Genomic DNA, 25,617 nt, shown 5'->3' on the forward strand with positions numbered 1-25,617 from the left:
GGGGTTCTCCTGTCGAAAAAGGTCATGTCAGTGCAGACACCTGGCCTGCAAGCGCCTGACGCAGACGTCGGGCGTCTCAGACGTTGACGTCGCTCACGGCGTGACGAACACGGGTGCCGGCAACGCTATCGCCGGAATCATTGGCGACATCGAATTCCTGCAGATGGATGGAGCGATCGTGGCCACGGATCTCGTCGTCACCGGATGCCACCTGGAAACGGCCAGCAGCGGTGCTCATGCCGGTTTCCGCGAAGGTCGCCTGGGCGGTCGGAGCTTGCTGGGCAGAGCCATGGATGACGCTGTCACTGACGTTGTGCTGAACGCGCTTGGCAGCCGGGCTATCGTCGGCGGCGAAGGATGCAGTGCTGACGGTGGCGAGTGCGGCAGCGGCGATCAGAGTCTTGAGAGTGTTCATGGTGTATCTCCTCGATAAAAAGCAAAGCGATGATCAGACCCGGCAATCCAGGTCAGGCTTGACGATGGTTCAGACGTTGCTGTCGTTCAGGGCATGCTGGACGCGAGTCGCTGCGACACTCTTGCCGGCATCGTTATCGAATGCCTGGCTGGCAGTGGCCACGGTGTGCGACTGACCATGGATGCGATCGGCACTGATGGACTGCTGAATGCGACCTGCCGCGACGCTCATGCCGGTTTCCGCGAAGCTGGCTTGCTGGGTAGCGGCTGACTGAGCGGTGCCGACGACGATGTCCTGGCTGATGGACTGCTGGACACGCTGGGCGGCCGGGCTGTCATCCGCGGCGAAGGTGGCGGTGCTGACGGTAGCGAGAGCGGCGGCGGCGATCAGAGTCTTGATGGTTTTCATGATGAATCTCCTCGATGAACAAAGTGGTCAGTGGGCGTGAGTGCCCGGGCAAGACGGCTGAATGGCTCAGACGTTGCTGTCGCTCAGAGCGTGCTGAACGCGGGTAGCAGCGACACTCTTGCCGGCGTCATTGTCGAAGGCCTGCTCGCGGCTGACGGTGGCAACACCCTTGCCTTCGATGGCGGACTGATTGAGGGCAGTCTCGACACGACCTGCGGCAACGCTCATGCCGGTATCGGCGAAGGTGGCCTGGGCAGTCGGTGCCTGCTGGGCAGTGCCGACGACGACGTCCTGGCTGACGGACTGCTGAACACGCTGTGCGGCCGGGCTGTCATCCGCTGCGAAGGAGGCAGTGCTCACGGTAGCGAGAGCGGCGGCGGCGATCAGAGTCTTGAGGTTCAGAGTTTTCATGATGATTTTCCTTTGCTTGTCCTGGGCGATGTTGCCCTTGTGATGTCGTGTGCAGTCTCGGCTGCACCCGTCTAACTTGTTAACAGACTAATGATTATTGCGCTATCACACTAGCCGTGTCGCTGGCAGCTCACTGTTTCCATCAAAGAACCAGATTGCGATGCCTTGTCATTGCCTCGGTACCCGTAAGTGGTGAAGTCCCTCACCACGCAAAACCCTTGCAAGCTTTTTGCATCACTTCTGTACAACCATGAAGGTGCATGTCGCCAGTGATCGAATGTCGATCAGTCACTCAGGTCTGCTCCGGTACCGCTGCCTGACACTTCAACTTTGGTCGCGATCATGAGGAAGGCATACGTCAGCAGTATGTCTTTCTACCCTGCTGAAACCCTCACCGTTGTGCTTGTAGAGTCTTACGATTGCGCCAACGGGTTGGATGCATGCCATCTTCAAAAAAGTGGAAGGCGTCTTGACAGGCGCCAGCCATCGACCGAATCCAGACTGCCGTTTCGTGCAATGTGGAATGAGCGCATTGTGGACGAAACCCGCCACGCGAGATATCCCTCCACTGGAACAGCATTGATTCCAATCACGAACCAATGCGTCACTCACCTGACCAGCTGGACAGACACTCATCTACGACTTTGGTAATAAGCATAGTATTATCAACCGCTTACGAAGCCCGTGGACGCCCTCTCAAGTCACCTGTTTCAAGCACTCCCTGCGCTTCTGCGCTCCCCTTGCATCGCAACGGGCGATGAAAACTGTTGTCCAGACACGAAAACGCGGAGCCATTGGAAGATGGCTCCGCGTTTTTTCATGCTGCTGCACCGCGCCTCAATAACCCGGGTATTTCTCCCAGGCCCACTTTTCATCCTTGCCACCACCCTCGGTATAGAGCTCCCAGCGGGGGCAGTCGTGCAGGTCTTTGGCGATCTCGCCGATCACATCACGAAGTTCAAGGGGCGCCAGCCAGTCACTCGGTATCGCCTCCTCGCCCCATTGCGCCCCGAGCAGATTGCCCGTGATGGCCCCGGTGGAATCCGAATCCCCGTCGTGATTGACCGCGAGCTGAATTGCAGTGCGGAAATTCCGAGCAGTGAGCGCGCAGTAGACAGCGATTGCCAAGGCTTCTTCCGCGATCCACCCCAGCCCCAGCAATACCACTGCGGCCGGTGCCGACGTCTCGGACTCGGCCAGGGCACAGGCTTGTTCCAGGGCTTGCAGGGTGTCATCACAGCCCGGCTTGCGCTCGAGAATACACAGAGCATGCGCGAGTGCCTGTGCCATCGAATCCCCTGCCACCAGACACTGGATCATCACCGCCAACACGCCGCCGGTCAGCTGCCCGGTCACGTGCCCATGGGTCAGCGCACAGACCTCTTCTCCGAGTTCGAAGCACATCTCATGGGAGGCTCCCATCGCATGTGCGAACAAGCCGACAGGTGCCATACGCATCACCCCACCACAGCCCTTGCTGTCGTTTTGCGCCCTGTCACCGTAGGCACGCATCTGCTTGAGCGCGGACAGACACGTCATGCCCGGGGCGCGCCGCGAATGGAGCTCGCGTTGCTTGATCAGCCAGCCACTGTCCAGCCATTCCTGCTCGGCCCCCTTCCGCGAGCGTTCGCCCTGGGTGTAAAGCCAGCGCTCGTAGGCGCTGCTGACCAGACCACTTTGCGTCGTGATGCCTCTCAAGCAGCCACGCACATGGCTGCGCAGCAGGCCCTCGGCAGTAAACAGCGTCATCTGCGTATCATCGGTAATCCGCCCCAGCCCACCATAGGCCGGTGCATAGTCGGCTATTCCATCACTGCCGAAGCGCGCCTGGATCTCCTCGTGCGACAGGAATTCCACCGCCGCCCCCAGGGCGTCGCCCACCGCACCACCCAACAGGCAACCACGAAACCGCGATGTCATCTCAAGCATCATGCGCCTCTCCCCTGCGTGACCTTCAGGTGGCGTCAGCCACCCTCAATACGCCTTACGCTATCAGCATCTGCGCATTTGCTGAAAAGCAGGCTCAACCTATGGTGCGCATAATCAGGCAGAACTGGATGGGCGCTCAGTAGCGGCAGGCGTGAGGTTGGCAGCACCGATGACAACGCCGATGACAAGCCCGACGATAGAGACCCTCATACAAGAACGGCCGCCCAGGGGCGGCCGTTCTTCTTCATGCAGGTGTGACTTCCCGCGGTGTGCTGACTGCTTTATCAGCGATTGAGAATGATGGCCGTGATCGCGCCACCCGCCACCGCCGCCAGCACATAGCGCCCATCGATGTTCAGCCAACGATGCCCGCGCGGCGGTTTTGAGAGGTGACGATGGTGCCAGTCCTTCACCCAGTAGCGGCTGTCGGAGTAGTAATGACGCGGCAGGTGGTCGCCACGGCGCCACTGGTGATGGCGCCGCGCCTCATGACGGCGGCGTTCATGGTGGCGCTGCTGCTTGTGGTGCTTCTTGTGCTGTTTGCCGTGATGGCCGCGGTCATGGTGGCCATGCCCACGGTCATGATGCCCATGGCCTCTATCGTGCGGTCCTGCCTGAGCCAGCGGGGCTCCCAGCAGCGTGAATATCATCATCAGAATGGTCAGTGTGCGCGTTCGCATGGCTGGCCTCCTCGCCTTGCCCCGTCGCCAATCAAGCGCCGGGAGTCATGTTGGGGCTTCCTGGTTAGGAAACAGTGTTGCGCAACCTTAGCGAGAACTGGGGAACGCCGCAAGATGTCTCATTTTTCTCGTTCTTTGTCGTTATTTCATGCACTTTCCGTCGCATTGTGCCGAAACCGATGTCGCCACTGACCAACACCCACCTTTATATGTCGCCACCTCTATAGCGCTCTCTATAGTGCTCTCTCGCAGCGACCCGACTTTCGCTGCCCTCTCCGCTGCCCTCTCCGCTGCCCTCCCCGCTTACCTTCCCGTTATCCCTTTTCCCCTTTCGACTCCCGGGCCTCGAGCCTCGATCAGGAGACTGCTGAGGCATGGCAAGAAAGCGACGATGCCGGGTACGCCGATCGCACCACATCGGTGCAAGACCACCCTCAGAATTGTGAGATATCTGGCCCTGGATCGTTGGCCGTTTTAGCCAGGACACAATGCTTCAGGCGCCGAACGGGGTGTGAGAACGGAAAAATTCATTCTGCTGAATCGTGTCATTGAATCGAGACACCCCCGCGCAATCCCAGATTTCATGCGGCCTTCAGCGCCTTCCTGACTTCCATAGTCATGATCACTCGAGGTCATAGCCCAAAGTTCAAGCACGCGGGCTTTGCGTTTTGATGACCATTCACCGATCATTTGCACCACACCTGAGTCATTTGATCGATAATAGACGATCTACCCTCGTCATCGCCGACAGGATCGCCAAGGCGGCTGCGTGACATCTCGGGTAGGAGCAGCAAGACAAGCCGTAAAAAAACAGGAGCCAATCATGGCCAGTACTGCGCCAGATTTGGATCGGCAGATCGCCCATATGGACGATGAGCTACTGCCGGTGCCACGTCATAAACTGCACCGGTGGCCGCACTTTGCCGGTCTCTATGCCGCCGAGCACGTTGCCGCGACCGAGTTCGTCATCGGTGCCACCTTCGTGGCGCTCGGCGCCGGTATCTGGGATATCCTGCTGGGCCTGCTGATCGGTAATGGCCTCGCAGTGCTCAGCTTCTGGTTGATCACGACGCCAATCGCGATCGAGACCCGTCTGAGCCTCTTCACCTATCTTCACCGTATTGCCGGTGATTCGATGTCACGGCTCTACAACTGGGCAAACGTGGTCATATTCACCGCCATATCGGCGGCCATGATCACCGTTTCCGCCACGGCGGTCAGGCTGCTGTTCGACATTCCGGCCCAGACCCAGGCCTACCCCACCAGCTTCGAGTTCATCCTGCTGGCACTGGCCGTGGCGGCCATCGTGGTACTGGTCGCGGTCTATGGCTTCAACGCCCTGACCGAATTCGCCAGCATCTGTGCCCCGTGGCTGATGCTGATGTTCACCGTCGGCGGCATGGTTCTGCTGCCGGAACTGGCAGAGTCCGTCACCGGTGAAACCAGCCTGAACAGTTTCTCGAGTTTCATTGATGTCGCCGGCAGTACCGTCTTCACCGGGATCAACTCCCAGGGCGAAGCGGGCATCGGCATCTGGGAAGTCATCGGCTTCTCCTGGGCGGCCAACACCTTCTCCCACTTCGGTCTGATCGACATGGCGCTGCTGCGCTATGCCAAGCGCATGCGCTCCGGCCTTGCGACCAGCACCGGCATGATGTTCGGCCACTATGTCGCCTGGATCTCCGCCGGCCTGATGGGCGCGGCCACCGCTGCCGTCGCCGGTATCAGCATCGATGTGCTGGAACCGGGCGAAGTGGCGTTGCACGCTCTTGGCGCCGCTGGCTTCGTGATCGTGGTCGTCGCAGGCTGGACCACCGCCAATGCCAACCTGTACCGCGCGGGCCTTGCCGCCCAGTCGGCGATGCCGAACCTGTCGCGCAACAAGGCGACGCTGGCCGTGGGTATCTGCGTTGCCGTGCTCAGCTGCTTCCCGTTCGTCTATCGCAGCATGCTGCCGCTGCTGACCTATGCGGGTCTGGTGCTGGTACCGGTCGGCGGGATCATCTTCGCTGAGCATCACCTGTTCCCGAAACTCGGCTTCAGCCGTTACTGGGCGCGCTACAAGGGCGTGAAGCACAACACGCCGGCACTGGCGACCTGGGCGCTGTCACTGATCTTCGGCTTTGGCCTCGAGATGGTCGACGTGATCCCGTTCTACTACCTGTTCCTGCCGACCTGGTTCGTCTCCATCATCCTCTACACCCTGATGGCCAGATCTGCCGGTGCAGCCGACTCCTACCCGAAAGCCGAAGCGGCCGAGCGGGAATTCCAGGAGCGTGTCGAAGCCCTGCACGCCAAGCAGGCCGAGACCACCAACCACGCACCGGTCAAGGACACTTCGGGTCTGACCAAGGCCATCAAGGCCGTCTGGATGGTGCTGGGCCTGGCGGTGCCGATGGTCCTCGCGCTGCGCGTACTGTTCGGCAGCCCGGACCTGGCCAGCTATGAAGCGAATCGTGAGATGTTCTATGACGTGACCATCTGGTCGACGATCATCTACTTCATCTTCGCGTACTGGGAGCTGCAGCGCAGCAAGGCGCTGTTCAACAAGCAGTCCCCGAAGCAAGCGGCCACCGCTAGCTGAGTCGGCAGGGGCTAGCCCCCTGCCATGCCAGCGGCGAAGGAAGCCTGAATCACACGGGTGACCTTCGCCGCTGGCCGTTACGACCTACCCTTTCTTTACCCATCTCGACTCGACCGCGACACGCGGCAGGAGACCTCCCATGACCCGTCTCTCCAATGCCAGTCTGACTCAGCTGGACGCCAAGGTAGCCACTCCGAACTATGATCGCACTGCAGTCAGCGCCGGTATCGTCCACTTCGGCGTGGGCGGTTTCCATCGTGCGCACCAGGCCATGTACCTCGACGAGCTGATGAATCAGGGCAAGGCGCTGGACTGGGGCATCGTCGGCGTCGGCGTGATGCCGGGTGATCGCCGCATGCAGGAAGCCCTGGCCTCGCAGGACCACCTCTACACCGTGGTACTCAAGCACCCGGACGGCAACTATGAGCCGCGCGTGGTGGGCTCCATCATCGATTACCGCTTTGCCCCGGATTCTCCGGAGGCCGTCATCGAGCTGATGGCTGACCCGGCGATCCGCATCGTCTCGCTGACCGTCACCGAAGGGGGCTACAACTTCCACCCGGTCACCGGCGAATTCAATCTCGAGAATGCCGACGTCCAGCACGACTTGGCCAACCCGGGGGAAGCCAAGACCAGCTTCGGCCTGATCACCGAAGCCCTGGCACGTCGTCGCGAGCGTGGCGTCGCCCCGTTCACCGTGATGTCCTGTGACAACATCGAAGGCAACGGCAACGTCGCTCACAAGATGTTCACTGCCTACGCGCGTGCACGTGATGCAGAACTGGCGGCATGGATCGAAGCCGAAGTGCCCTTCCCCAACTCCATGGTCGACCGCATCACGCCGGTGACCACGCCGGCTGACATCGAAGAGCTGTCCTCACGTTTCGGCGTGGAAGACGCCTGGCCGGTGGTCTGCGAGCCCTTCACCCAGTGGGTGCTGGAAGACCACTTCGCCAATGGCCGCCCGGCCTTTGAAGATGCCGGCGTGCAGCCGGTGGAAGATGTCGAGCCCTATGAGCTGATGAAGCTGCGTCTGCTCAACGCCGGTCACCAGGCGCTGTGCTACTTCGGCTACCTGGCCGGCTATCGCTACGCGCATGAAGCCTGCAACGACCCGCTGATCGTCGACTTCCTGCTCGGCTACATGAACGAGGAAGCTCGCCCGACGCTGGCCCAGCTGCCGGGTATCGATCTCGACGCCCATTGCCGCACGCTGATCGAGCGTTTCGCCAACCCGGAAGTCAAGGACACCCTCGCGCGTCTGTGCGCCGAGACCTCCGACCGCATTCCGAAGTTCCTGATCCCGGTGGCACACGCACAGCTCAAGACCGACGGCGAACTGCGTCGTACCGCAGCCGTCGTGGCCAGCTGGGCACGTTATGCAGAAGGCGTGGATGAGCAAGGCGAGACCATCGACGTGGTCGACCCGCTGAAGGACGAGCTGATGGAGCGTGCCAGCCGTCAGCGCGAAGAGCCGACTGCCTTCCTGGACAACCGTGAACTGTTCGGTGATCTGGTCGATCAGCCGCGCTTCCGCGACGCCTACCTGGCAGCGCTGAAGAGCCTGCACGACAACGGCGCGCGCGCCACGCTGGAAATGCTGGTGGCAGACGCCAAGTAAGCATGGCGGTGAAGGGGTTCACGACAACGTGATGCCCCGCCAGCGCCCGCAGAAAGACAAAAGCGAGATAGGCAGCCGCCTGTCTCGCTTTTTTTGTGCCTCATGCCACGCCTTTCCTCACACCAGCGCAACGGTCCACAGTCCCGCCAGCATGATGACGATGCCGATCCACTTGGCGATGGCCGCTCGCTCGCGCAACCAGAGCACCCCGAGCATCACGCCCAGCGGGATCGACAGTTGACGCATCGCCACGACGAGGCTGACCTCCGCCGTCAGCGTCATGGCAACCAGCACCAGCCCGTAGGTCGCCATCACCATCACGCCGGTCAACACCATGCTGCCCCGCTCACCCCGCCATAGCGCGGGCAGACGGCGACGCTCTGCCGGCAGCAACATCACCAGCAGCGCGCCCCAGGCGACGGTCATGATGGCCTGCAACACCAGAAAGACAGCGCCCGCCGAGGTGGGCGAGTAACCGACACTCACCATGATATCCAGCGCCTGCTTGTCGATCAGCGAATAGCCGGTGGTGCCGACTGCTGCCAGCAGCGCGAACCCCAGTGCCGGGGTCAGGTAGGTCGAGGGGCGCAGGCCCTGCGGACTGCTCAAGGGCAGCACCAACGCGCCGATCACGATCAGCCCCATGCCGACAAGATCCAACGCCGTGAGCGCCTGACTGCCCAGCAGACTCAGTGACACCAGCGGCACCAGCACCACCGGCAAGGCCCGCGCGATGGGATACAGCACACTGACCTCGCCGCGCGCATAGGCCCAGGCAAGTCCGCCCATGTAGAGCACCTGACAGAGTCCGGTGGCCACCAGCCAGCCCCAGAATTCACCGGGCAGCACGGCAAACGACGGCCCCAGCCCCAGCAGCGGCGCAAAGATCAGCGCACCACTGGCCATGGCCAGCATGAAGAAGGCCAGCGACGGCGCCCGCCCCTTGCCGAGCAGATTCCAGCCGGCATGCAGACAGACCGAGATCAGGATGAGTCCCAGCGCCAGTGGGCTCAAGAGGCGCTCACGGCAATCGTGTGGGCTTGAACTTGAGCTTGAGCTTGAACATGAGATTGGGCCTGAACATGAAATTGGGCTTGAGAGTGAGCTTGCCCGTGCATGGAGACGGGCATGCGGACAGACATGTGGAAATTACGGGCTTTCAGGGCAACCAGGCGGCAATCGCCAATGAGCATATGTCCTTACCTTTTGCGAGAAGACGCCAGCCTCAAGGCCTTGAGCAAGGACCCGAGGCTGGCGCCTGAAGGGGTGGAGTGAAGGGGTGGGGAAATGGTAGATCAAGGTGGGCGAGCGAGGTGACAGGCGGTGCAGCGTCAGGCCTGGCGTCGCCGCCCCGTCACCAGGCTGTCAGGGGCGCTCGCCACGCGCCAGACGCGCCTCGATCTCGGCGATCACCTCGGGCAGCTGCGCGATGGTGTCGATCATGAAGTGCGGCCCGGACGGCGCGAACTGGGCTTCGATGGCGCTGCGCCTTTCATTGAGCTCTGCCTCTGACAGGGCCATGAACGCCGCGTGATCCAGCCCCATGGCGTTGCCGGAGCAGGTCAACGCGACCGTCCACATGCCGGCACTGCGACCTTCCAGCAGCCCCGGCGCCGTGTCATCCACCTTCACGCAGGCCGCCACGTCAGTGATGCCCAGCGCGATGACATTGGCCAGAGACTGCGCCGGAGAGGGCCGCCCCTTGGGCACCTCATCGGTGGCCACGACATGATCCACCACCAGCCCATTGCCCTTGCCCCGTGCGACCACCTGCTCGAGCACCTCGCGGGGGTAGCCGGAGCAGGAGCCGATCTTGATGCCCTTGTCGCGCAACCCGTTGATGACCTCGAGCGCGCCGGGAATCAGTGCGGAGTGCGCCCCGATCTTGTCGATCTGCAGCGGCATGAAGCGCTCATAAAGCGCCGTGACATCGGCATCACTGGGGGCGTGGCCACGGGCCGCCTCGAATCGGGCCGCGATCGCAGGGTCATCACACAGGGTGCGGATGTGTTCCCATTTGCCCATGCCCATCGGGCCGCGCGCCTCTTCCAGACTGATGGCCACGCCGATTTCCGCGAAGGCCTCGACGAAGATCTGGGTCGGCGCGAAGGAGCCGAAATCCACCAGGGTGCCGGCCCAATCGAAGATGGCAGCCTGCAGACGATCCGGGGTGTGATATTGCATGACAGTACTCCAGTCAGTTGAGTGCGACAGCGTCAGCGCACGGGCGGGCATCGTCGACACCCAGGGTGGCCAGCGCGTCATCCACGGCGGCCAGAAGTTGATCCATCACGCGGACATCCAGCTGCCCGATGCTACCGATGCGGAAGCTCTCCACGTCGGTGAGCTTGCCCGGGTAGATGATGAAGCCACGTGCCTTGAGCTCAGCGTAGAAACGTGAAAAGTCGAAGTCCGGGTGTGCCGGGCTCAGGAAGGTGGTGATGATGGGCGACAGCCAGTCATCGTCGAGCAGGGTCGTGAAGCCGCGCTGACGCATGCCTGCCACCAGTCGCTGCATGTTGGCGCGATACCGGGCGTGGCGGCCCGCGACGCCGCCCTCCTCGGCGTGTTCCTTCAGCGCCTGGTGGAACGCCGCCACCACGTGAGTCGGCGGGGTATAACGCCATTGGCCGGTGCGTTTGAGGTACTGCCATTGATCGTGCAGGTCCAGCGACAGCGAGTGACTACGCCCCTGTGCCGCCTGCAGCGCATCACGCCGAGCGATCACGAAGCCGAACCCCGGCACCCCTTCGAAGCATTTGTTGGCCGAGGAGATCAGCGCCAGAAATGGGGTACGTTGCGCATCGATCTCCAGCGCCCCGAAGCCACTCATCGAATCGAGGATCAGCTCACGACCGTGTGCCGCCACCACCTCGGCGATGTCCGCCACCGGATTGAGCATCCCGGAGCTTGTCTCGCAATGAATCATGGCAACATGGCCGATCTCGGGCCTTGCCGCGAGTCTGTCGGCTACGGCCTTGGCACACGGCGCCTCGGCATCGCCCCATGCCAGCACGTCGCAGTCACGCCCCATGCGGGTCAGCAGACTGACCAGCCGCTTGCCATAGGCGCCATTGACCAGCACCAGCGTCGTACTCGTCGGCTCGATCAGACTGCCCAGCGCCGCCTCGACCGCGAAGGTACCGCTGCCCTGCATCGGCACGCACTCATGGTGCTCACTGGCATTGGCACAGCGGAGCAACTGCTGGCAGATCTCGGCGGTCTTGGTGTTGAAGTCCTGATCCCAGGAGCCCCAGTCCTTCATCATGGCGGCCTTGACGCTCTCACTGGTGGTCAAGGGACCGGGAGTCAGCAGGTACGGATGTTGAATGCTCATTGGTATATACCAGTTAATTTGCACAAAAAAAAGACGGCCAACGGCGTAATCAAGTCGCCTGTCGCCAGCGTTGGGCACGGGTCAACAGCAGATGACTGACCACCGCATGCAGCAGCTTGACGCCCAGACAGGTGAAGAAGATCAGCACTGCCATGGCGGCCGCGCTGGCGAAGTGCCCGGCTTCGTCGAGATGCATCACCGCGATGGAGGCCAGTCGGGTATCGCTGTTGTAGAGAAATACCACTGCCGAGACGGTCGTCATCGCGTTCATGAACAGATAGGCCGAGATATCCAGCACTGACGGCAGAGACACCGGCAAGGTGATGCGGCAGAAGGTCTTCCAGAACGGCACCTTGAGTGAGGCTCCGACCGCCTCGAATTCCCCATCGAGCTGCTTGAGCGCGGTCACCGAGGTCAGATGGCAGACGGTATAGAAATGCACCAGGGTGTTGAGCACCAGAATCGCGAAGGTGCCATAGATCCAGTTCAGCGGATTGTCGGCCTGGTTGAAGTAGAAGATGTAGGACAGACCCAACACCATGCCCGGCACGGCCATCGGCATCATCGCCATGAAGTGCAGCCCCTGGCGCAGCGGGCGATAGCCCTGACTCTTCTCGGTCAGCCAGGCGTTGAAGAAGATGACCAGCGTGCCGATCAAGGTGACCCAGAAGGCCAGCGTCAGCGAGTTGAGCCACGCGTCCCAGCCACCACCCGCCAGCGCCTTGAAGGCGTAGTGATCCAGGGTCAGGCTCAGGTTGTAGGGCCAGAACTGCACGAGCGAGGCATAGATGGCGGTGCCGATCACGGCCAGAATCGCGGCGGCCACGCCATAGCAGAGCAGCGCGAAGACCCAGTCACGCAGCGGGCTTGGCGTCGGCTGCCAGGGCACGGCGCGCGCCGAGAGCTGCGCGACCTGACGGCGCTGGATCCAGCGGTCCACCGCGAAGGACAGCAAGGCCGGCAACAGCAGGATGACGCTGACCACCGCGCCCATCTGGAAGTTCTGCTGCCCCACCACCTGACGATAGACATCGGTGGCCAGCACACTGAACTGCCCGCCGATGATCTTCGGCACGCCGAAATCGGTGATCGCCAGCGTGAAGGCCACGAAGGCACAGGAGATGATGCCGTAGCGCGCGCCCGGCAAGGTGATGGTCAGAAAGCTGCGCCATTTGGGCGTTCCCAGCGCATCCGCGGCTTCATAGAGACGGGCATCGCTGTTGCTGAGCGCCGTCATCATGATCATCAGCGCATGCGGGAAGATCCAGAAGGTCATGCCCATCACGATGCCGATGGGGCCGTAGATGCTCTCCCCCAGCAGCACATCCTTGAACCAGCCCTGATTGCCGAACAGATACACCAGACTGATGGCTGGCAGCAGTGACGGTGCCAGTAGCGGCAGGATGGACAGCATGCGGAAGACGCGCTTGCCCGGCATGCAGGTACGGGTGATGCCGTACGCGCACAGGAAGGCCAGACTCACCACCGTCAGGGTACTGATCAACGCGATGCTGACGGAATTGATGATCGAGCCGACCAGCGCCGGCGTCTGCACATAGCGCGCGAAGTTGGCCAGGCCGACGAAGTCGCCACTGCGGTCCTGCACGCTCTTGATCAGCATGGTGGCCAGCGGCAACAGCAGCCCGATGACCAGCAGCGCCAGGGCCAGCAGCAACATCAACAGACGCAAGCCGGACTCGCCTGATAGCCGACCCGACAAGGGCAATGCGCGCGCCATCATGCCTGCGCCTCCACCAGCGGATACAGGCGGATCGCCTCGGAGGGCAGACGCACCCCCACCTGGGCACCGACCCGCACGCCCAGTGACTCGCTGTCCTTGAGCGCCACATCCGCCGACAGTGTCTGCCCACAGCCCTCAAGCGTCAGAGTGATACGCAGGAAGGCGCCGAGAAACTCGACGTGCTCCACTTGCGCCGACAACCCCTCACCCACTGCGCACAGCGAGACGGCCTCCGGGCGAATGGCCAGACGCGCCTGATCCAGCCCCTCAAGATCATGCGCCGCGCATTCCAGACGCTGCTGACCCAGACGCAGGGTACTGGCGTTCTCGGGACAGCATTGCAGGAAGTTCATGCTGCCGATGAATTCGGCCACGAAGGCGCTCGCCGGCTGACGGTAGATCTCGGCGGGGGTGCCGATCTGCTCGATCACACCATGGTTCATCACCACGATGCGGTCCGCCATGGCCAGGGCCTCTTCCTGGTCGTGGGTCACCATGATGGTGGTGACGCCCAGCCGTGCCTGCAGCGCCTTGATCTGACTGCGCAGATGCAGACGTACGCGCGCATCCAGCGCTGAAAGCGGCTCATCGAGCAACAGCAGCCCCGGCTCGGTCGCCAGCGCCCGCGCCAGTGCCACGCGTTGCTGCTGGCCCCCGGACAGGGCCGCCGGATACTTGCCTTCACTGCCGGCCAGGTCCACCAGGGTGAGCAGCTCCGTCACGCGCCGGCGCATCGCGTCACGCGCATCGCGCCGATTGCGCAGCCCATAGGCCACGTTGTCGAACACGGTGAGATTGGGGAACAGCGCATAGGACTGGAAGACGATGCCGAAGTCGCGCGCCTGGGGCGGCAGACGCGAGATGTCCTGGCCGCGCTGGTGGATGGTGCCTTCGCTCTGCGGCGCAAGCCCGGCGATGGCGCGCAGCAAGGTGGTCTTGCCACAGCCGGAGGGGCCGAGGAAGCACACGAACTCGCCTTCGCGGATCGCGAGATCGATCTCGCTCAGGGCCGTGAACTGGCCATAGCGCTTGGTGAGGCCGCTGATCTTGAGGTGGATGCTGTCTGACGACGCAGAACGCGTGGTGAGTGCCTGAGGCGCTGCGTCACGCGCAGGCGCCCGGGCTGCAGGGGCGGATACCGCGCGAGGCGAGGCGCCGGCAGTCGCTGGCGGCGCTTGACGCGAGGCGTGATGACGCGGGGGTGCGGTCACAAGAGACATGCGAGAAACTCCCGACCCCGGCGCAAGGCGCCGGGGCAATGACGAAGGTGGCTGGGCGTGACTTACTGACTGTCGGACTTGCCGTCGTAACGGCGCTGCCATTCGGCGAGCACTTCATCCCGCTGGTTGGCCGCCTTGGCAAAGTCAGCCTCGATCATCATCTCGGTGATATTGGCCGGATAATGCTCGATCGGCTTGGCCACCCCCGGATAGGCCACGACCGCATAGCCTTCGTTGTAGAGTTCATTGGCCGGCTTGGACACTGCCCAATCCATCAGTGTCTGCGCCGCCTCACGCTTGTCGGTGCCCTTCATGATCGCCGCGGCTTCCATGTCCCAGCCCAGCCCTTCCTCGGGGAAGACCAGGTCCACCGGTGCACCCTGTGCCTTGAGGCGCGCGCCTCGGAAGGCGAAGGACACACCGACCACGGCCTCGCCGGAACCGGCCAGATTGCAGGGCGCGGAGCCTGAGTGGGTGTAGCGGGCAATGTTGTCGTGCAGGCGGTCCATGTAATCCCAGCCGCCGTCGTCACCCCACAGCTGCAACCAGCTGGCGACATCCAGATAGCCAGTACCGGAAGAACTCGGGTTGGGCATGATCACGTGGCCCTTGAACTCGGGACGCGTGAGGTCTTCCCAGGACGTCGGCTTGGGCACTCCCAGTCGCTCACCTTCGACGGTGTTGTAGCAGAGCGAGGCGACCCAGGCGTCCATCCCGACCCAGGACGGGTCCTGGCCATCACGGTAGGCGGGGTCGACGAACTTGGTATCCAGCGCCTCGACTCCCTTGGGGGCATAACGCGACAGCATGCCTTCCTTCTCGAGCACCAGCAGGCTGGTCGCGGCCAGGCCCCACACCACATCCGCCTGCGGGTTGTCCTTCTCGGCCAGCAATCGTGCGGTGATCACGCCCGTGGAGTCGCGCACCCATTTGATGTCGATATCCGGATGCGCCTGCTGGAAGCGCTCGGCATATTTCTGCAGATCATCGGACTCCACCGCGGTATAGACGGTGAGCTCGGTGGCCGCCTGGGCATTGAGGGAAACGACCAGACCAACGGCACTGGCCAGCAAGGAACGGGTGAGGAAGGAACGGGGCAAGAAGGACATCGGGACTCTCCAACGCTTGGAATGAATGGCTCTCGCCATCTGGTATATACCAAGAGTATGAGCGGGCCGAATGACACCCCCGTGACAGTCAGTTGAAGGCCCGGTGAAACAGTGTTATCTCATATAGTGTCCCTGCAGCGCGGGCTCAGGGCTTGTTCTTGAGCGTGACGGTGATGCACAGCGCATTGTGCAGCCAGCGCTCTTCGTCATAGCCGATGGGACGATGCTGCTCATCGAAGGTAGCGCGACGCACGGTCAGACCGGGGCTGCCCATGGCGACCCCCAGCTCCCGAGCGGCCTGCTCCCCCAGCGACTCGGAGTAGAAGCGCAGCTCACGGTGGGCCAGCGTCAGGCCGTAGCGCCCGCGCAGCTCCGCCCACAGTGACACCCCGAACTGGCCCTCCTCGAGCAGTCCCGGGGCGCGCTCCGGCACCACCCACATCGACTCGCTGAGCACGGCGCGCTCATCCACGAAACGCCGGCGGCGAATATGATAGAGCGGTGTCTGGGCGGCCAGGCCAAGCGCTTGCGCAGCCGGTGGGTAGGCCTGAACATCGGTCAGCAGCACTTCCGTGCGTGGCCGCCGCCCCTGCGCCGTCACATAGTCATTGAAGCCGGAGTCACGCGTGGGGTCGTAATCCAGCCGCGGCGGCGACACGAACCACCCACGGCGATTGCTGCGATGAATGCGCCCTTCCCCCTCCAGCTGCCCCAACGCCTGACGCAACGTCACGCGCGTGGTATCGAAGCGCTCGGCCAGCACTCGTTCAGAAGGCAAACGCCCCTCTTCAAAGGCATCAGGGTCCTTCAGCTGTTCGCGCAGGCGATCGGTAAGGTGGAGGTAATACGCATCACTCATGACGGGGAGTCCTGACAAAAGATGAAGAGGGTTGCCACTACCGGGTAATAGCACGGCGCCACTTGCCCCGCCGGCGAAGAAAATGCCCGGGACTCTGCGCCGCCAAACGGCTGGATGCTCCAGAAACTATCACATTCGCGTGACTCGCACTGGCCTGCCAGCTTATGTGCCGCTGACGCTGCAGGATTTCATGACAGCCGCCTGGTTGAGCTCACAGGCGAAGATGGTGGTGGGAGAATCCTTGGCCGCGAAGAAACGCATTTCCAGCATCCCCGGTTCAGCCGCTGAGCCCAGCTTGTTGTCAGCCAAGGCCTGCTTGAAGGTAGCGAGTTGTTCGGGCTTGACGTCAAATTTCACGATCAAGGTGGGCATGGAGATGCCCCTTATAGTCAGTGGTTGTCATCGGCCCAACGGCAAGAGCTGCTGCGTCACGTGGCAGCAGCTCTGTCTCGGGAAGTGACTGACACTATCTTTCGCTGCCTGGCTGAAAAACCCGCGGCACGGAGAAAGACTTTCAATGAAACCTTGAACACGGAAACGTTGGAGTACCCGGCAACAAGGCTGACCAGTTGGTGCTGAACGCACTGCCAGGACGCTGATTTCCCTGTTTCCAGACTGATGGCCATGGGTAGGCAATGGCGTACGAAATCATCTTCACGCCATTCCCACCAGCAGTACTCTCCCACCCATAACTCCTGCAAAAAATTCCATATACGGAAATCTATTTCTACATGTGAAAAACAGTTTGACACCTTTGACGTCACTTCATAGCCTGTAGGCCAAATTCAGGAGGAGTGATGCATGCGCACTGACAAGAACTTCATCAACAACGAATTCGTCGCCTCATCCCAGGGCGAGATGATTTCGGTCTACAACCCGGCCACCGAAGCACTGGTAGGTCAGGTGCAGGCAGCAACCACTGACGAAGCGCTTGAAGCGGTGAGCATTGCGGCCAAGGCTCAGAAGGACTGGCGTGCCAAGACCAGCACCGAGCGTGCCGGCTACATGCACAAGCTTGCCGAGGCTCTGATGGCGCGCAAGGATGCCATCGGCCAGGCATTGGCAGATGAATCCGGCAAGAGCCTGGAAGACGCCACCAATGAAGCCGTCTACGCCGCCGACATCACGCGCTACCACGCCGAGTGGGCACGTCGTATCGAGGGCGAGATCGTCCCCAGCGACACTCCCAATGAAAGCCTGCTGCTGCAGCGCGAGCCCATCGGCGTCGTGGCCTGCCTGATTCCGTTCAACTACCCGGTGTTCACCCTGCTGCGCAAGATCGCCCCGGCGCTGATCACCGGCAATGCCGTGGTCGTGCGTCCGAGCAACAACACCCCGACCTCCGCCTTCGAGATCGCCAAGGCGATTCAGGATGCCGGCATTCCGGCAGGCATCGTCAACATCCTGGCGATGGACCACGGCACCGCAGAAGCCGTCTGCACTCACCCCAAGGTGGGCATGATCACCCTGACCGGTAGCGTCGGCGCCGGTCGCAAGGTGCTGGAATATTCCCAGGTCAACATCGCCAAGTCCTCACTGGAACTGGGCGGCAAGTCACCGGCCATCGTCGAGCCGGATGCCGACCTGGCCAAGGCAGCGGCACAGATCGCGGCCTCTACCCTCACCAACTGTGGCCAGCTGTGTACCGCCATCGAGCGTGTCTATGTGCACGAATCCGTCTATGACGATTTCGTCGCCCAGCTGAAGCAGCAGATGGAAGGCGTCAAGTTCGGCAACCGTCTGGAAGATGCCAGCCTGATGGGGCCGCTGATCAACGAGAATTCGCGTCTCAACATCCATCAGATGGTGGAACGTGCCATCGATGACGGCGCCACTCTGGAAATCGGCGGCTACATCCCCGAAGGCACGGGTCACTTCTACCCGCCGACCCTGCTGACCGGTTGCCGTCAGGACATGGAGATCGTGCAGGAAGAGATCTTCGGCCCGGTACTGCCGGTGCTGACCTACAGCGATGTGGATGAGGCGCTGGCACTGGCCAATGACCACCAGTTCGGTCTGGCCTCCGTGGTCTTCACCGAGAACTATCGCACTGCCATGAAGGTCGCCAACAACATCGAAGCCGGCGAGCTCTACATCAACCGCACCCCGGCGGACCCCTACCAGGGCTACCACGCCGGCTGGAAGCGCTCTGGCCTGGGCGGTGATGATGGCAAGCACGGCATGCTCGACTACACCCAGACCCGTCTGGTCGTGATGAACTACTGATCACGCCATTCCGTTTTAGCTGTCACGCCTTCGGGGAACCCTCTCCCGGAGGCGCTGACGCCCTACCCCATTTCTTTCCGGAAGCGCGCTGTTGGCGTCGAATGACGGCATGCCAGGCAGTGCGCATCCACAATCTCCTGCTAGCCAGTGACCACTGAAAGGCCTGCCACCATGAAAGTTGTCAGTTGCGAGACACACATCGTCGCCACGCCGCCGCCCCACGTCGGCGGCATGTACTGGATCTTCGTTCAGCTACGTACCGCTTGCGGCATCGAAGGGGTCGGTGAAGTCTATGCCGCCACCTTCCACCCGGAAGTCATGAGCAAGGCGATCGCCGATGTCTTCTCGCGTTATCTGGAAGGCAAGAACCCGCATCATATTGAACGTCTGTACCGCGAAGCCTTCTCCAGTGGCTTCACCCAACGCCCTGACCTCACCATGATGGGTGTGCTCAGCGGTCTCGAGATGGCCTGCTGGGACATCGTCGGCAAGGCGGCCGGTCTGCCGGTCTATGAGCTGATCGGTGGCAAGGTCCACGACAAGCTGCGCTCCTACACCTACCTGTACCCCAAGGATGCACGCGGCAACTACGACTATGACAACGTCGAGCTGGCTGTCGAATGCGCACTGGAAAACCGCGAGAAGGGCTTCACCGCGCTGAAGTTCGACCCGGCCGGCCCCTACACCACCTACTCCGGCCAGATGCTGTCTCTGGAAGGCATGGACAAGAGCGCCACCTTCTGCCGCCGCATCCGCGAAGCGGTCGGCAACAGCTGTGATCTGCTGTTCGGCACCCACGGCCAGATGACGCCGGCATCCGCCATTCGTCTCGCCAAGTATCTCGAGCCGTATGACCCGCTGTGGCTGGAAGAGCCGGTGCCGCCGGGACAGAGCGAGGCCATGGCGCGTGTGGCAGACCACACCTCCATCCCGGTCGCGACCGGTGAGCGCCTGACCACCAAGTACGAATTCCACGATGTGCTCAAGAACAACGCGGCCTCCATCCTGCAGATGAACCTGGGACGCGTCGGCGGCATTCTGGAAGGCAAGAAGATCGCGGCGCTGGCAGAAGTCTATTACGCCCAGATCGCCCCGCATCTCTACAACGGCCCGGTCGGCGCCGCGGCCAGCATCCAGCTGGCGACCGCCACGCCCAACTTCCTGATTCAGGAAAGCATCGGTACCTGGGATGGCTTCCACGCCGATGTGCTCAAGGAGAAGATCGAGTGGCGTGATGGCTACATCATCCCCTCCACCAAGCCGGGCCTGGGGGTTGAGCTGGACATGGACGTGGTCAAGGCCAATTCGCCTTACACCGGCCGAACCCTGCACCTGAGCATGGACCCGCGTCCCTATGACGTGAAGGAACAGTCCAGCACCGACTGGAAGCGCAAGCCGGAGGCGTAATGCCGATGCAATACGATTTCATCATTGTCGGTGCCGGGTCGGCGGGGTGCATCCTCGCCAACCGGCTCAGCGCCAGCGGACGCCACAGCGTGTTGCTGCTGGAGGCCGGCGGCAAGGACACCTCGCCCTGGATCAAGGTGCCGGTCGGGTTCGCCAAGACCTACTACAACCCGACCTACAACTACATGTATTACAGCAAGGAAGAAGCCGCGATGGGGGGGCGCAAGATCTATACCCCCCGCGGCAAGGTGCAGGGTGGCTCCGGCTCCATCAATGCGATGATCTACGTCCGGGGCCAGGCCTCGGACTTCGATGACTGGGCGCGCGCCGGCAACGACGGCTGGTCCTATCGCGAGGTACTGCCCTACTTCAAGCGTCTTGAATGCCACCCGGATGGCGACACCGAGTATCGCTCCGGCCAGGGGCCGATCGGCATCACGCCGCTGAAACATGGCGCGCACCCGATCTGCCAGTCATGGCTGGAAGGTGCCCGCGAGCTGGGTTACACGCTCAATGATGATTTCAATGGCGAACACTTCGAGGGGGCTGGCATCTATGAGGCCAACATCCGCAGGGGACAGCGGGATTCCAGCAACACCGCCTACCTGAAGCCGGCACTGTCACGCGACAACCTCACGCTCAAGCATATCTGTCGGGTGGAGCGCGTGACGCTGGAAGAGGTGCCCAACGGCGGCAAGCGCGCCACGGGTGTCGTCTACCGGCTTGATGACGAGGTCATCGAGGTGTCAGCACGGCGCGAGGTCATTCTCTGCGCTGGCGCCGTGGACTCCCCGAAGCTGCTGCAGCTTTCGGGGATAGGCGAGCGTGAGGCGCTGGCCACGCATGGTATCCAGACGCAGGTAGACCTGCCGGCCGTCGGGCAGAATCTGCAGGACCATCTGTGTGCCAGCTACTATTACCGCGCCAATCGCACCACGCTGAATGACGACTTCGCATCCTTCTGGGGCCAGGCCAAGGCGGGACTGCAGTATCTTATCAATCGCAGTGGGCCACTGGGCATGAGCGTCAATCAGGCCGGGGGATTCTTCCGCGGCAGCGACGCGGAGTCAGAGCCGAACATCCAGCTCTACTTCAATCCGATGTCCTACCAGATTCCCAACGACCCGAAGGCCAAGCTGACGCCGGAGCCGTATTCCGGCTTCCTGCTGGCCTTCAATTCCTGTCGACCGACCAGCCGTGGCAGCATTTCACTGACCTCGGCAGACCCGGCGGCGGCGGCGACCATCTGCCCCAACTACCTCAGCACCCAGAAAGACATTGATGAGGTCATCCAGGGCAGTCGTCTGGTGCGCAAGCTGATGGGCGCGCCCGCGCTCAAGGCCATCACCGAGTGCGAGGTCGCCCCGGCCGAGACGGTCCAGGATGAGGACAGCATGCTGGCGTACTTCCGCTCTCAGGGAGGCTCCATCTACCACCTGTGCGGCTCCTGCGCGATGGGCCCGGACAAGGCGAACGCCGTGGTCGACAGCCGGCTGAAGGTGCATGGTGTGGCGGGGCTGCGCGTCATCGATGCCGCCATCTTCCCCAATATCACCTCCGGCAACCTGAATGCGCCGGTGATGATGGTGGCGGAAAAAGGCGCGGACCTGGTGCTGGCCGATCACGCCGAGTGAGCCGAGGTCAGCCACCAATCCCGCGCACGGCCCATGGGTCTGGTACCCTATGGGCCGTTTTATTTTCAGCGCATGAGAGATGCCGTGTGTGGCATCGTTCATCCGTCGTCAAGGTGTCACAGCCCCGGATGCACGCCGCCTGTGGCCGAGATTCGCGTTTCGGAGTGTCCCCGCGTTCATGAATCACGAGAAGACCAAAGCCCCTGCCGTCGACCACAGTGTCATGATTCTGGATCTGCTTGCGGCAGCCTCCTACCCGCTGACGCTCTCGGAAATCTGTGAGTCCACCGGCATCTCGCCCGCTACCGGTCATCGTGTGATCAACTCCCTGCTGCACCATCAGCTGGTCGCTCACGATCCCGGTCGCAAGAAGTCCTACTGCATCGGCTCGCGCATCTTCCAGATCTCCTCGACGATCTACAACAAGCAGAGCCTGATTCCGGTCTTCTACCCCATCGCCGAGATTCTCAAGAACGAGATTCACCGCTCGATCTTCCTGTGCATCCCCATCGGGGATCAGGTGGTGGTGATCTCGAAGGTCGATGCCTCCGGCAGTGGCAGCTACAACCTCTATATCGGCAAGACCATGGCCCAGCATGCCTGTGCCGCCGGTAAGGCGATTCTCGCCATGCGCCCCGAGAGCTCGCGTCAGCTGTACCTGGAGGCTGCCACGCGTATCACGCCCGGCCTGGCCGAACGCCGTGACGAGATGGATGCCGAACTTGAACGTGCGCAACGCCTCGGGTATGCCGTGTCCAGTGGCGATGCCGAGGGACAATTGAGCTGTATCGCGGCGCCTGTGCTGAACATGCGCAATGAGCCTATCGCCGCCATCAGCGCCGTCATCAGCCAGGACTGCCTGAATCCGCAGCAGGCTCGCGCCTACTCCAAGCATCTGGTTCAGGCGGCGCGTCAGCTCTCCTCGCGCATCATCTGAGGTCCAAAACGGCACCTGACGTGCCAGCAATGCTGCACCGCACAAAGTCTTGCCACTATATATAGGTATTTTTAGCACTGAGCATATAGGTATTTTTCAGTACCCAGCGATGTGACAGACGCGATGGGCGTTGCTCTGATAGCGAAGCGCATCCGCGACAGCCGACAAGCGCCTTGAGGGTGTCTTTTGTCGATGGCGCGAATGGTCGATGGCGCGAATGCAAGATACCCGTGATTCACAAGGCCAGCCTGGCCTCACGAATCACGGGTATCTTGCGTGGCATCACGGCGGCGTCATTCGCCTCCTGTCAGGAGATGACCGGCGCGCCGAGCAGTGCCTTGACCTCGACATATTCCGCCAGGCCTTCGTCGCCCCATTCACGGCCGTTGCCGGAACGCTTGTAGCCACCGAAGGGCGCATCGAAGGAGAACTCTGCCCCTTGCAGATAGCATTGCCCTGCCTGCATGCAGCGGGCGATCGGCAATGCTGCCTTGGCGTCACGCGCATAGACCGCAGATGACAGGCCATAGACGCTGTCATTGGCGATGGCGATCCCCTGCTTCACGTCGTCGTAGGGCAGGATGCACAGCACCGGGCCGAAGACCTCCTCACGGGCGATCTCCATTTCATTGCTGACATTGGTGAAGATGGTCGGCCGCACATAGCAGCCCTTCTCGAGCCCTTCGGGCGGCTCGACGCCACCCAGCGCCAGCTCGACACCATCGTTGATGGCCCGCTGCACCAGATCAAGCACCCGCTCGCGCTGACGCTGGGAGACCAGCGGCCCCATGGTGGTCGCCGGATCATTCGGGTCACCCACCACCTGCTCATTGGCGATCTCGACCGCCAGACGGGTCGCCTCTTCCATGCGTGAACGCGGCACCAGCAGACGCGTGAAGGCGTCGCAGGTCTGGCCGGTGTTGGCCATCACGTTCTCGACGTTCAAGCGCACGGCCGCGGCCAGGTCGGCATCTTCCGTCACCAGCAGCGGCGACTTGCCGCCCAGTTCCTGACAGACCCGCTTGACGGTGGGCGCGGCACTCTCGGCGACCTTGCTACCGGCAATGGTCGAGCCGGTGAAGGACACCATGTCGACCTGCGGATGGCTGGACATCACCGGGCCTATCTCGCTGCCCTCGCCCGTCACCACATTGAACACGCCAGCAGGCAGACCGACCTTCTCGAAGATCTCGGCCATGATGAAGTCCTGCAGCGGCGTCTGCTCCGCCGGCTTGGCGATCACGGTGCAGCCTGCCGCCAGCGCCGGGGCCAGCTTGCCGATCAACTGATGCAGCGGATAGTTCCACGGGTTGATCAGCGAGCAGACACCGATGGGCTCGCGCATCAGGGTCACATCGCCCTTGCGCTCGTCCTCTTCCATCTGGAAGGCACGCTCGGCGTAGTAACGCATGCCTTCGATGGGGCCTTCCACGTGCAGCGCGCCGGCCAGTTGCACCGGGCAACCCATGGTGAGCACCTGCACGTCGCGCAGCTCATCGAAGCGACGCTGCATCTCATCCGCTGCCGCCATCAGGATATCGTGGCGTTCCTGCGCAGATGTCGTGGACCAGGCAGGCAGCGCCTGACGTGCTGCCATGATGGCAGCCTCCACATCCTGCTCACCGGCGCGCGGCACACTGGCGCACAGCTCGCCGGTGGCCGGATTGATGACCTCCATGCGCTCGCGCCCGAAGGGTGCCTGCCAGTGGCCATTGATGTAGAAGTTGTCGTGATGTTGCATGCCAGACCTCTCGTTGCTGGTGGGAGATAACACTTTCCCTGAGGGGGAGTCTCAAACGCAAATGCCCCGGAGGCCATTCGCACGGCGCTCCGGGGCAGTCTTCACGGCTCAGCTGCGGCCGGTAACGCCGATTTCGTAGCCGACTTCTTCCGGCTCGTCATCGGTCAGCTCTGCCGGGAAGCCGGTGCCGAGCACACGGACATCGGCGGCTTCCTCGAGACGACGGATGATGTTGGAGGACCACTCACGCGGACCGAAGCGTTCCTGACCATCGCGGAAGATGTCCATCAGCATCGGGGAGATTTCCAGCGGCACATCCAGGTTCTTGGCCAGGGTGTCGAACAGGCCGACATCCTTGAGCACCAGATCCATGGTGAAGCTGATGTTGCGGCTTCCGTTCAGGATGACCTGGGACTCGGTCTCGTGGACGAAGGAGTTGCCCGAGGAAATCTTGATCGCCTCGTAGGTGGTATTCATGTCCATGCCGGCCTTCTTGCAGACGGTCAGGGCTTCGGCGACGGCGCACAGGTTGGCGGTGGCCAGATAGTTGGTCATCACCTTGAGCACGGAGGCGGTACCCAGCTCCCCGGTGTGCAGGACACGACGACCGAGATTGGTCAGCACCGGCAGCACCTGCTCGAAGGATTCGCGGTCACCGCCGACGAAGATGGAGATATTGCCGGTGGCAGCGCGGTGGCAGCCGCCGGAGACCGGCGCTTCCAGTGCCTTGGCACCGGTGGCCAGCACCTTGTCGGCGATACGACGCAGTTCGCCATCGTCGGTAGTGCTCATCTCGAGCCAGATCTTGCCTTCACGCAGACCGGCGATGATGCCGTCGTCGCTTTCCATCACGGCGCTGCAGGCAGCCGGAGACGGCAGGCAGGTGATGACCATGTCGTTGGCTTCGGCGAGTTCCTTGGAAGAATCCGCCCACTTGGCACCCTGCGCGAGGAAAGGCTTGGCGGCTTCCGGGTCAAGGTCACGCACGGTGACGTCGTGTCCATTGCGCAGCAGACTACCTGCCAGCTTGCCACCCACGTTACCGAGACCGATGAATCCGACTTTCATGTGCTGTCCTCTTTGCTGTCTGCCTGCTGGCTGTCCGGTGTACTGCACAGGGCCGCTTGGGACGGAGTGGAATCCTGTCCGTCGTGGCCCATGTCATCTTGAGGCTCACCCTACTGGCCGACCTGCCTGCCAACAATTCATAAGAATTTGGCGATTGGTAACAATTTTTGTAAGCCCCCAGACTCCGCGTCTCCGAACGAACAGCAAATGGCGAACAGCGATCAACCGGCAGATGCCAGATGCCCAGCCCCCCATAACTCAGAACACAGAGCCCAGAAGTCAGAACCCGG

General features: G+C 62.2%; 21 protein-coding genes. 6 read left to right on the forward strand and 15 right to left on the reverse strand.

Going from position 1 to position 25,617, the window contains the following annotated elements:
* Window positions 1–76 precede the first annotated feature (76 nt).
* From MSG32_RS07330 to MSG32_RS07350, 5 genes are all read right to left on the reverse strand, one after another.
* On the reverse strand, window positions 77–415 hold the full coding sequence (locus MSG32_RS07330; RefSeq protein WP_043332307.1) for a hypothetical protein: 339 nt from the start codon (window positions 413–415) through the stop codon (window positions 77–79).
* 69 nt (window positions 416–484) lie between these two features.
* The gene (locus MSG32_RS07335; RefSeq protein ID WP_248379000.1) at window positions 485–823 is read right to left on the reverse strand and encodes a hypothetical protein; all 339 of its coding nucleotides are present in this window, start codon (window positions 821–823) and stop codon (window positions 485–487) included.
* Between the two features lie 66 nt (window positions 824–889).
* A complete protein-coding gene (locus MSG32_RS07340) occupies window positions 890–1,234 on the reverse strand; it encodes a hypothetical protein (protein WP_043334022.1) in 345 nt (114 codons plus the stop codon).
* Window positions 1,235–2,071: 837 nt separating this feature from the next.
* Window positions 2,072–3,166: an ADP-ribosylglycohydrolase family protein gene (locus tag MSG32_RS07345; protein ID WP_248379001.1), complete on the reverse strand. Its 1,095-nt coding sequence runs from the start codon at window positions 3,164–3,166 to the stop codon at window positions 2,072–2,074.
* 281 nt (window positions 3,167–3,447) lie between these two features.
* Window positions 3,448–3,843, reverse strand: a complete 396-nt coding sequence (locus tag MSG32_RS07350) for an RcnB family protein (RefSeq protein ID WP_043334027.1) — start codon at window positions 3,841–3,843, stop codon at window positions 3,448–3,450.
* Window positions 3,844–4,666: 823 nt separating this feature from the next.
* On the opposite strand from MSG32_RS07350, the gene MSG32_RS07355 reads away from it, so the two are divergent.
* Together MSG32_RS07355 and MSG32_RS07360 are read left to right on the forward strand one after the other, a co-directional pair.
* A complete protein-coding gene (locus MSG32_RS07355; RefSeq protein ID WP_248379002.1) occupies window positions 4,667–6,427 on the forward strand; it encodes a hypothetical protein in 1,761 nt (586 codons plus the stop codon).
* Window positions 6,428–6,566: 139 nt separating this feature from the next.
* Window positions 6,567–8,048, forward strand: a complete 1,482-nt coding sequence (locus MSG32_RS07360; RefSeq protein WP_248379003.1) for a mannitol dehydrogenase family protein — start codon at window positions 6,567–6,569, stop codon at window positions 8,046–8,048.
* A gap of 117 nt (window positions 8,049–8,165) precedes the next feature.
* On the opposite strand, the gene MSG32_RS07365 is transcribed toward MSG32_RS07360, so the two are convergent.
* The 8 genes from MSG32_RS07365 to MSG32_RS07400 all read right to left on the reverse strand — a co-directional run bounded on the left by MSG32_RS07365 (window position 8,166) and on the right by MSG32_RS07400 (window position 16,686).
* Window positions 8,166–9,062, reverse strand: coding sequence for a drug/metabolite transporter (locus tag MSG32_RS07365; RefSeq protein ID WP_248379004.1), 897 nt, complete (start codon window positions 9,060–9,062; stop codon window positions 8,166–8,168).
* Between the two features lie 351 nt (window positions 9,063–9,413).
* A complete protein-coding gene (gene phnX / locus MSG32_RS07370) occupies window positions 9,414–10,232 on the reverse strand; it encodes a phosphonoacetaldehyde hydrolase (protein ID WP_248379005.1) in 819 nt (272 codons plus the stop codon).
* A gap of 13 nt (window positions 10,233–10,245) precedes the next feature.
* The gene (locus tag MSG32_RS07375) at window positions 10,246–11,385 is read right to left on the reverse strand and encodes a 2-aminoethylphosphonate--pyruvate transaminase (protein WP_248379006.1); all 1,140 of its coding nucleotides are present in this window, start codon (window positions 11,383–11,385) and stop codon (window positions 10,246–10,248) included.
* Between the two features lie 49 nt (window positions 11,386–11,434).
* Window positions 11,435–13,126, reverse strand: coding sequence for a putative 2-aminoethylphosphonate ABC transporter permease subunit (locus MSG32_RS07380; protein ID WP_054555869.1), 1,692 nt, complete (start codon window positions 13,124–13,126; stop codon window positions 11,435–11,437).
* A complete protein-coding gene (locus tag MSG32_RS07385) occupies window positions 13,123–14,346 on the reverse strand; it encodes a putative 2-aminoethylphosphonate ABC transporter ATP-binding protein (RefSeq protein WP_248379007.1) in 1,224 nt (407 codons plus the stop codon). The genes MSG32_RS07380 and MSG32_RS07385 overlap by 4 nt, the downstream gene beginning before the upstream one ends.
* Window positions 14,347–14,408: 62 nt before the next feature.
* Window positions 14,409–15,455, reverse strand: coding sequence for a putative 2-aminoethylphosphonate ABC transporter substrate-binding protein (locus tag MSG32_RS07390; RefSeq protein ID WP_248379008.1), 1,047 nt, complete (start codon window positions 15,453–15,455; stop codon window positions 14,409–14,411).
* Window positions 15,456–15,600: 145 nt separating this feature from the next.
* A complete protein-coding gene (locus tag MSG32_RS07395) occupies window positions 15,601–16,314 on the reverse strand; it encodes a UTRA domain-containing protein (RefSeq protein ID WP_054555867.1) in 714 nt (237 codons plus the stop codon).
* A 162-nt stretch (window positions 16,315–16,476) separates the two neighbouring features.
* A complete protein-coding gene (locus MSG32_RS07400; RefSeq protein ID WP_248379009.1) occupies window positions 16,477–16,686 on the reverse strand; it encodes an antibiotic biosynthesis monooxygenase in 210 nt (69 codons plus the stop codon).
* Window positions 16,687–17,115: 429 nt separating this feature from the next.
* Between MSG32_RS07400 and aldA the strand changes: the two genes are divergently transcribed.
* The 4 genes from aldA (at window position 17,116) to MSG32_RS07420 (ending at window position 22,518) form a co-directional block, all read left to right on the forward strand.
* Entirely contained in the window at window positions 17,116–18,540 is a 1,425-nt protein-coding gene (gene aldA / locus MSG32_RS07405; RefSeq protein WP_248379010.1) for an aldehyde dehydrogenase, read from the forward strand.
* 171 nt (window positions 18,541–18,711) lie between these two features.
* On the forward strand, window positions 18,712–19,947 hold the full coding sequence (locus MSG32_RS07410) for a mandelate racemase/muconate lactonizing enzyme family protein (RefSeq protein WP_248379011.1): 1,236 nt from the start codon (window positions 18,712–18,714) through the stop codon (window positions 19,945–19,947).
* A complete protein-coding gene (locus MSG32_RS07415) occupies window positions 19,947–21,581 on the forward strand; it encodes a GMC family oxidoreductase N-terminal domain-containing protein (protein ID WP_248379012.1) in 1,635 nt (544 codons plus the stop codon). The genes MSG32_RS07410 and MSG32_RS07415 overlap by 1 nt, the downstream gene beginning before the upstream one ends.
* Before the next feature lie 178 nt (window positions 21,582–21,759).
* On the forward strand, window positions 21,760–22,518 hold the full coding sequence (locus tag MSG32_RS07420; RefSeq protein ID WP_225347901.1) for an IclR family transcriptional regulator: 759 nt from the start codon (window positions 21,760–21,762) through the stop codon (window positions 22,516–22,518).
* Window positions 22,519–22,825: 307 nt separating this feature from the next.
* On the opposite strand, the gene MSG32_RS07425 is transcribed toward MSG32_RS07420, so the two are convergent.
* Both MSG32_RS07425 and MSG32_RS07430 read right to left on the reverse strand, forming a co-directional pair.
* On the reverse strand, window positions 22,826–24,259 hold the full coding sequence (locus MSG32_RS07425; protein ID WP_248379013.1) for an aldehyde dehydrogenase family protein: 1,434 nt from the start codon (window positions 24,257–24,259) through the stop codon (window positions 22,826–22,828).
* Window positions 24,260–24,367: 108 nt separating this feature from the next.
* Window positions 24,368–25,327 carry an NAD(P)-dependent oxidoreductase gene (locus tag MSG32_RS07430; RefSeq protein ID WP_248379014.1) on the reverse strand — a complete coding sequence of 320 codons (960 nt, stop codon included), beginning with the start codon at window positions 25,325–25,327 and terminating at the stop codon, window positions 24,368–24,370.
* Between the last annotated feature and the right edge of the window lie 290 nt (window positions 25,328–25,617).

The organism is Cobetia sp. 1CM21F (assembly GCF_023161745.1).
GTDB classification, from domain to species: Bacteria; Pseudomonadota; Gammaproteobacteria; order Pseudomonadales; family Halomonadaceae; genus Cobetia; species Cobetia amphilecti.

What these genes read in the sequence shown, in the direction of transcription:
- MSG32_RS07390 (WP_248379008.1), bottom strand. Translation starts at nt 15,455, where the DNA reads ATGTCCTTCTTGCCCCGTTCCTTCCTCACCCGTTCCTTGCTGGCCAGT.
- MSG32_RS07410 (WP_248379011.1), top strand. Translation starts at nt 18,712, where the DNA reads ATGAAAGTTGTCAGTTGCGAGACACACATCGTCGCCACGCCGCCGCCC.
- MSG32_RS07400 (WP_248379009.1), bottom strand. Translation starts at nt 16,686, where the DNA reads ATGCCCACCTTGATCGTGAAATTTGACGTCAAGCCCGAACAACTCGCT.
- MSG32_RS07380 (WP_054555869.1), bottom strand. Translation starts at nt 13,126, where the DNA reads ATGATGGCGCGCGCATTGCCCTTGTCGGGTCGGCTATCAGGCGAGTCC.
- phnX (WP_248379005.1), bottom strand. Translation starts at nt 10,232, where the DNA reads ATGCAATATCACACCCCGGATCGTCTGCAGGCTGCCATCTTCGATTGG.
- MSG32_RS07420 (WP_225347901.1), top strand. Translation starts at nt 21,760, where the DNA reads ATGAATCACGAGAAGACCAAAGCCCCTGCCGTCGACCACAGTGTCATG.
- MSG32_RS07330 (WP_043332307.1), bottom strand. Translation starts at nt 415, where the DNA reads ATGAACACTCTCAAGACTCTGATCGCCGCTGCCGCACTCGCCACCGTC.
- MSG32_RS07335 (WP_248379000.1), bottom strand. Translation starts at nt 823, where the DNA reads ATGAAAACCATCAAGACTCTGATCGCCGCCGCCGCTCTCGCTACCGTC.
- MSG32_RS07395 (WP_054555867.1), bottom strand. Translation starts at nt 16,314, where the DNA reads ATGAGTGATGCGTATTACCTCCACCTTACCGATCGCCTGCGCGAACAG.
- MSG32_RS07340 (WP_043334022.1), bottom strand. Translation starts at nt 1,234, where the DNA reads ATGAAAACTCTGAACCTCAAGACTCTGATCGCCGCCGCCGCTCTCGCT.
- MSG32_RS07345 (WP_248379001.1), bottom strand. Translation starts at nt 3,166, where the DNA reads ATGATGCTTGAGATGACATCGCGGTTTCGTGGTTGCCTGTTGGGTGGT.
- aldA (WP_248379010.1), top strand. Translation starts at nt 17,116, where the DNA reads ATGCGCACTGACAAGAACTTCATCAACAACGAATTCGTCGCCTCATCC.
- MSG32_RS07360 (WP_248379003.1), top strand. Translation starts at nt 6,567, where the DNA reads ATGACCCGTCTCTCCAATGCCAGTCTGACTCAGCTGGACGCCAAGGTA.
- MSG32_RS07425 (WP_248379013.1), bottom strand. Translation starts at nt 24,259, where the DNA reads ATGCAACATCACGACAACTTCTACATCAATGGCCACTGGCAGGCACCC.
- MSG32_RS07385 (WP_248379007.1), bottom strand. Translation starts at nt 14,346, where the DNA reads ATGTCTCTTGTGACCGCACCCCCGCGTCATCACGCCTCGCGTCAAGCG.
- MSG32_RS07355 (WP_248379002.1), top strand. Translation starts at nt 4,667, where the DNA reads ATGGCCAGTACTGCGCCAGATTTGGATCGGCAGATCGCCCATATGGAC.
- MSG32_RS07415 (WP_248379012.1), top strand. Translation starts at nt 19,947, where the DNA reads ATGCCGATGCAATACGATTTCATCATTGTCGGTGCCGGGTCGGCGGGG.
- MSG32_RS07350 (WP_043334027.1), bottom strand. Translation starts at nt 3,843, where the DNA reads ATGCGAACGCGCACACTGACCATTCTGATGATGATATTCACGCTGCTG.
- MSG32_RS07430 (WP_248379014.1), bottom strand. Translation starts at nt 25,327, where the DNA reads ATGAAAGTCGGATTCATCGGTCTCGGTAACGTGGGTGGCAAGCTGGCA.
- MSG32_RS07375 (WP_248379006.1), bottom strand. Translation starts at nt 11,385, where the DNA reads ATGAGCATTCAACATCCGTACCTGCTGACTCCCGGTCCCTTGACCACC.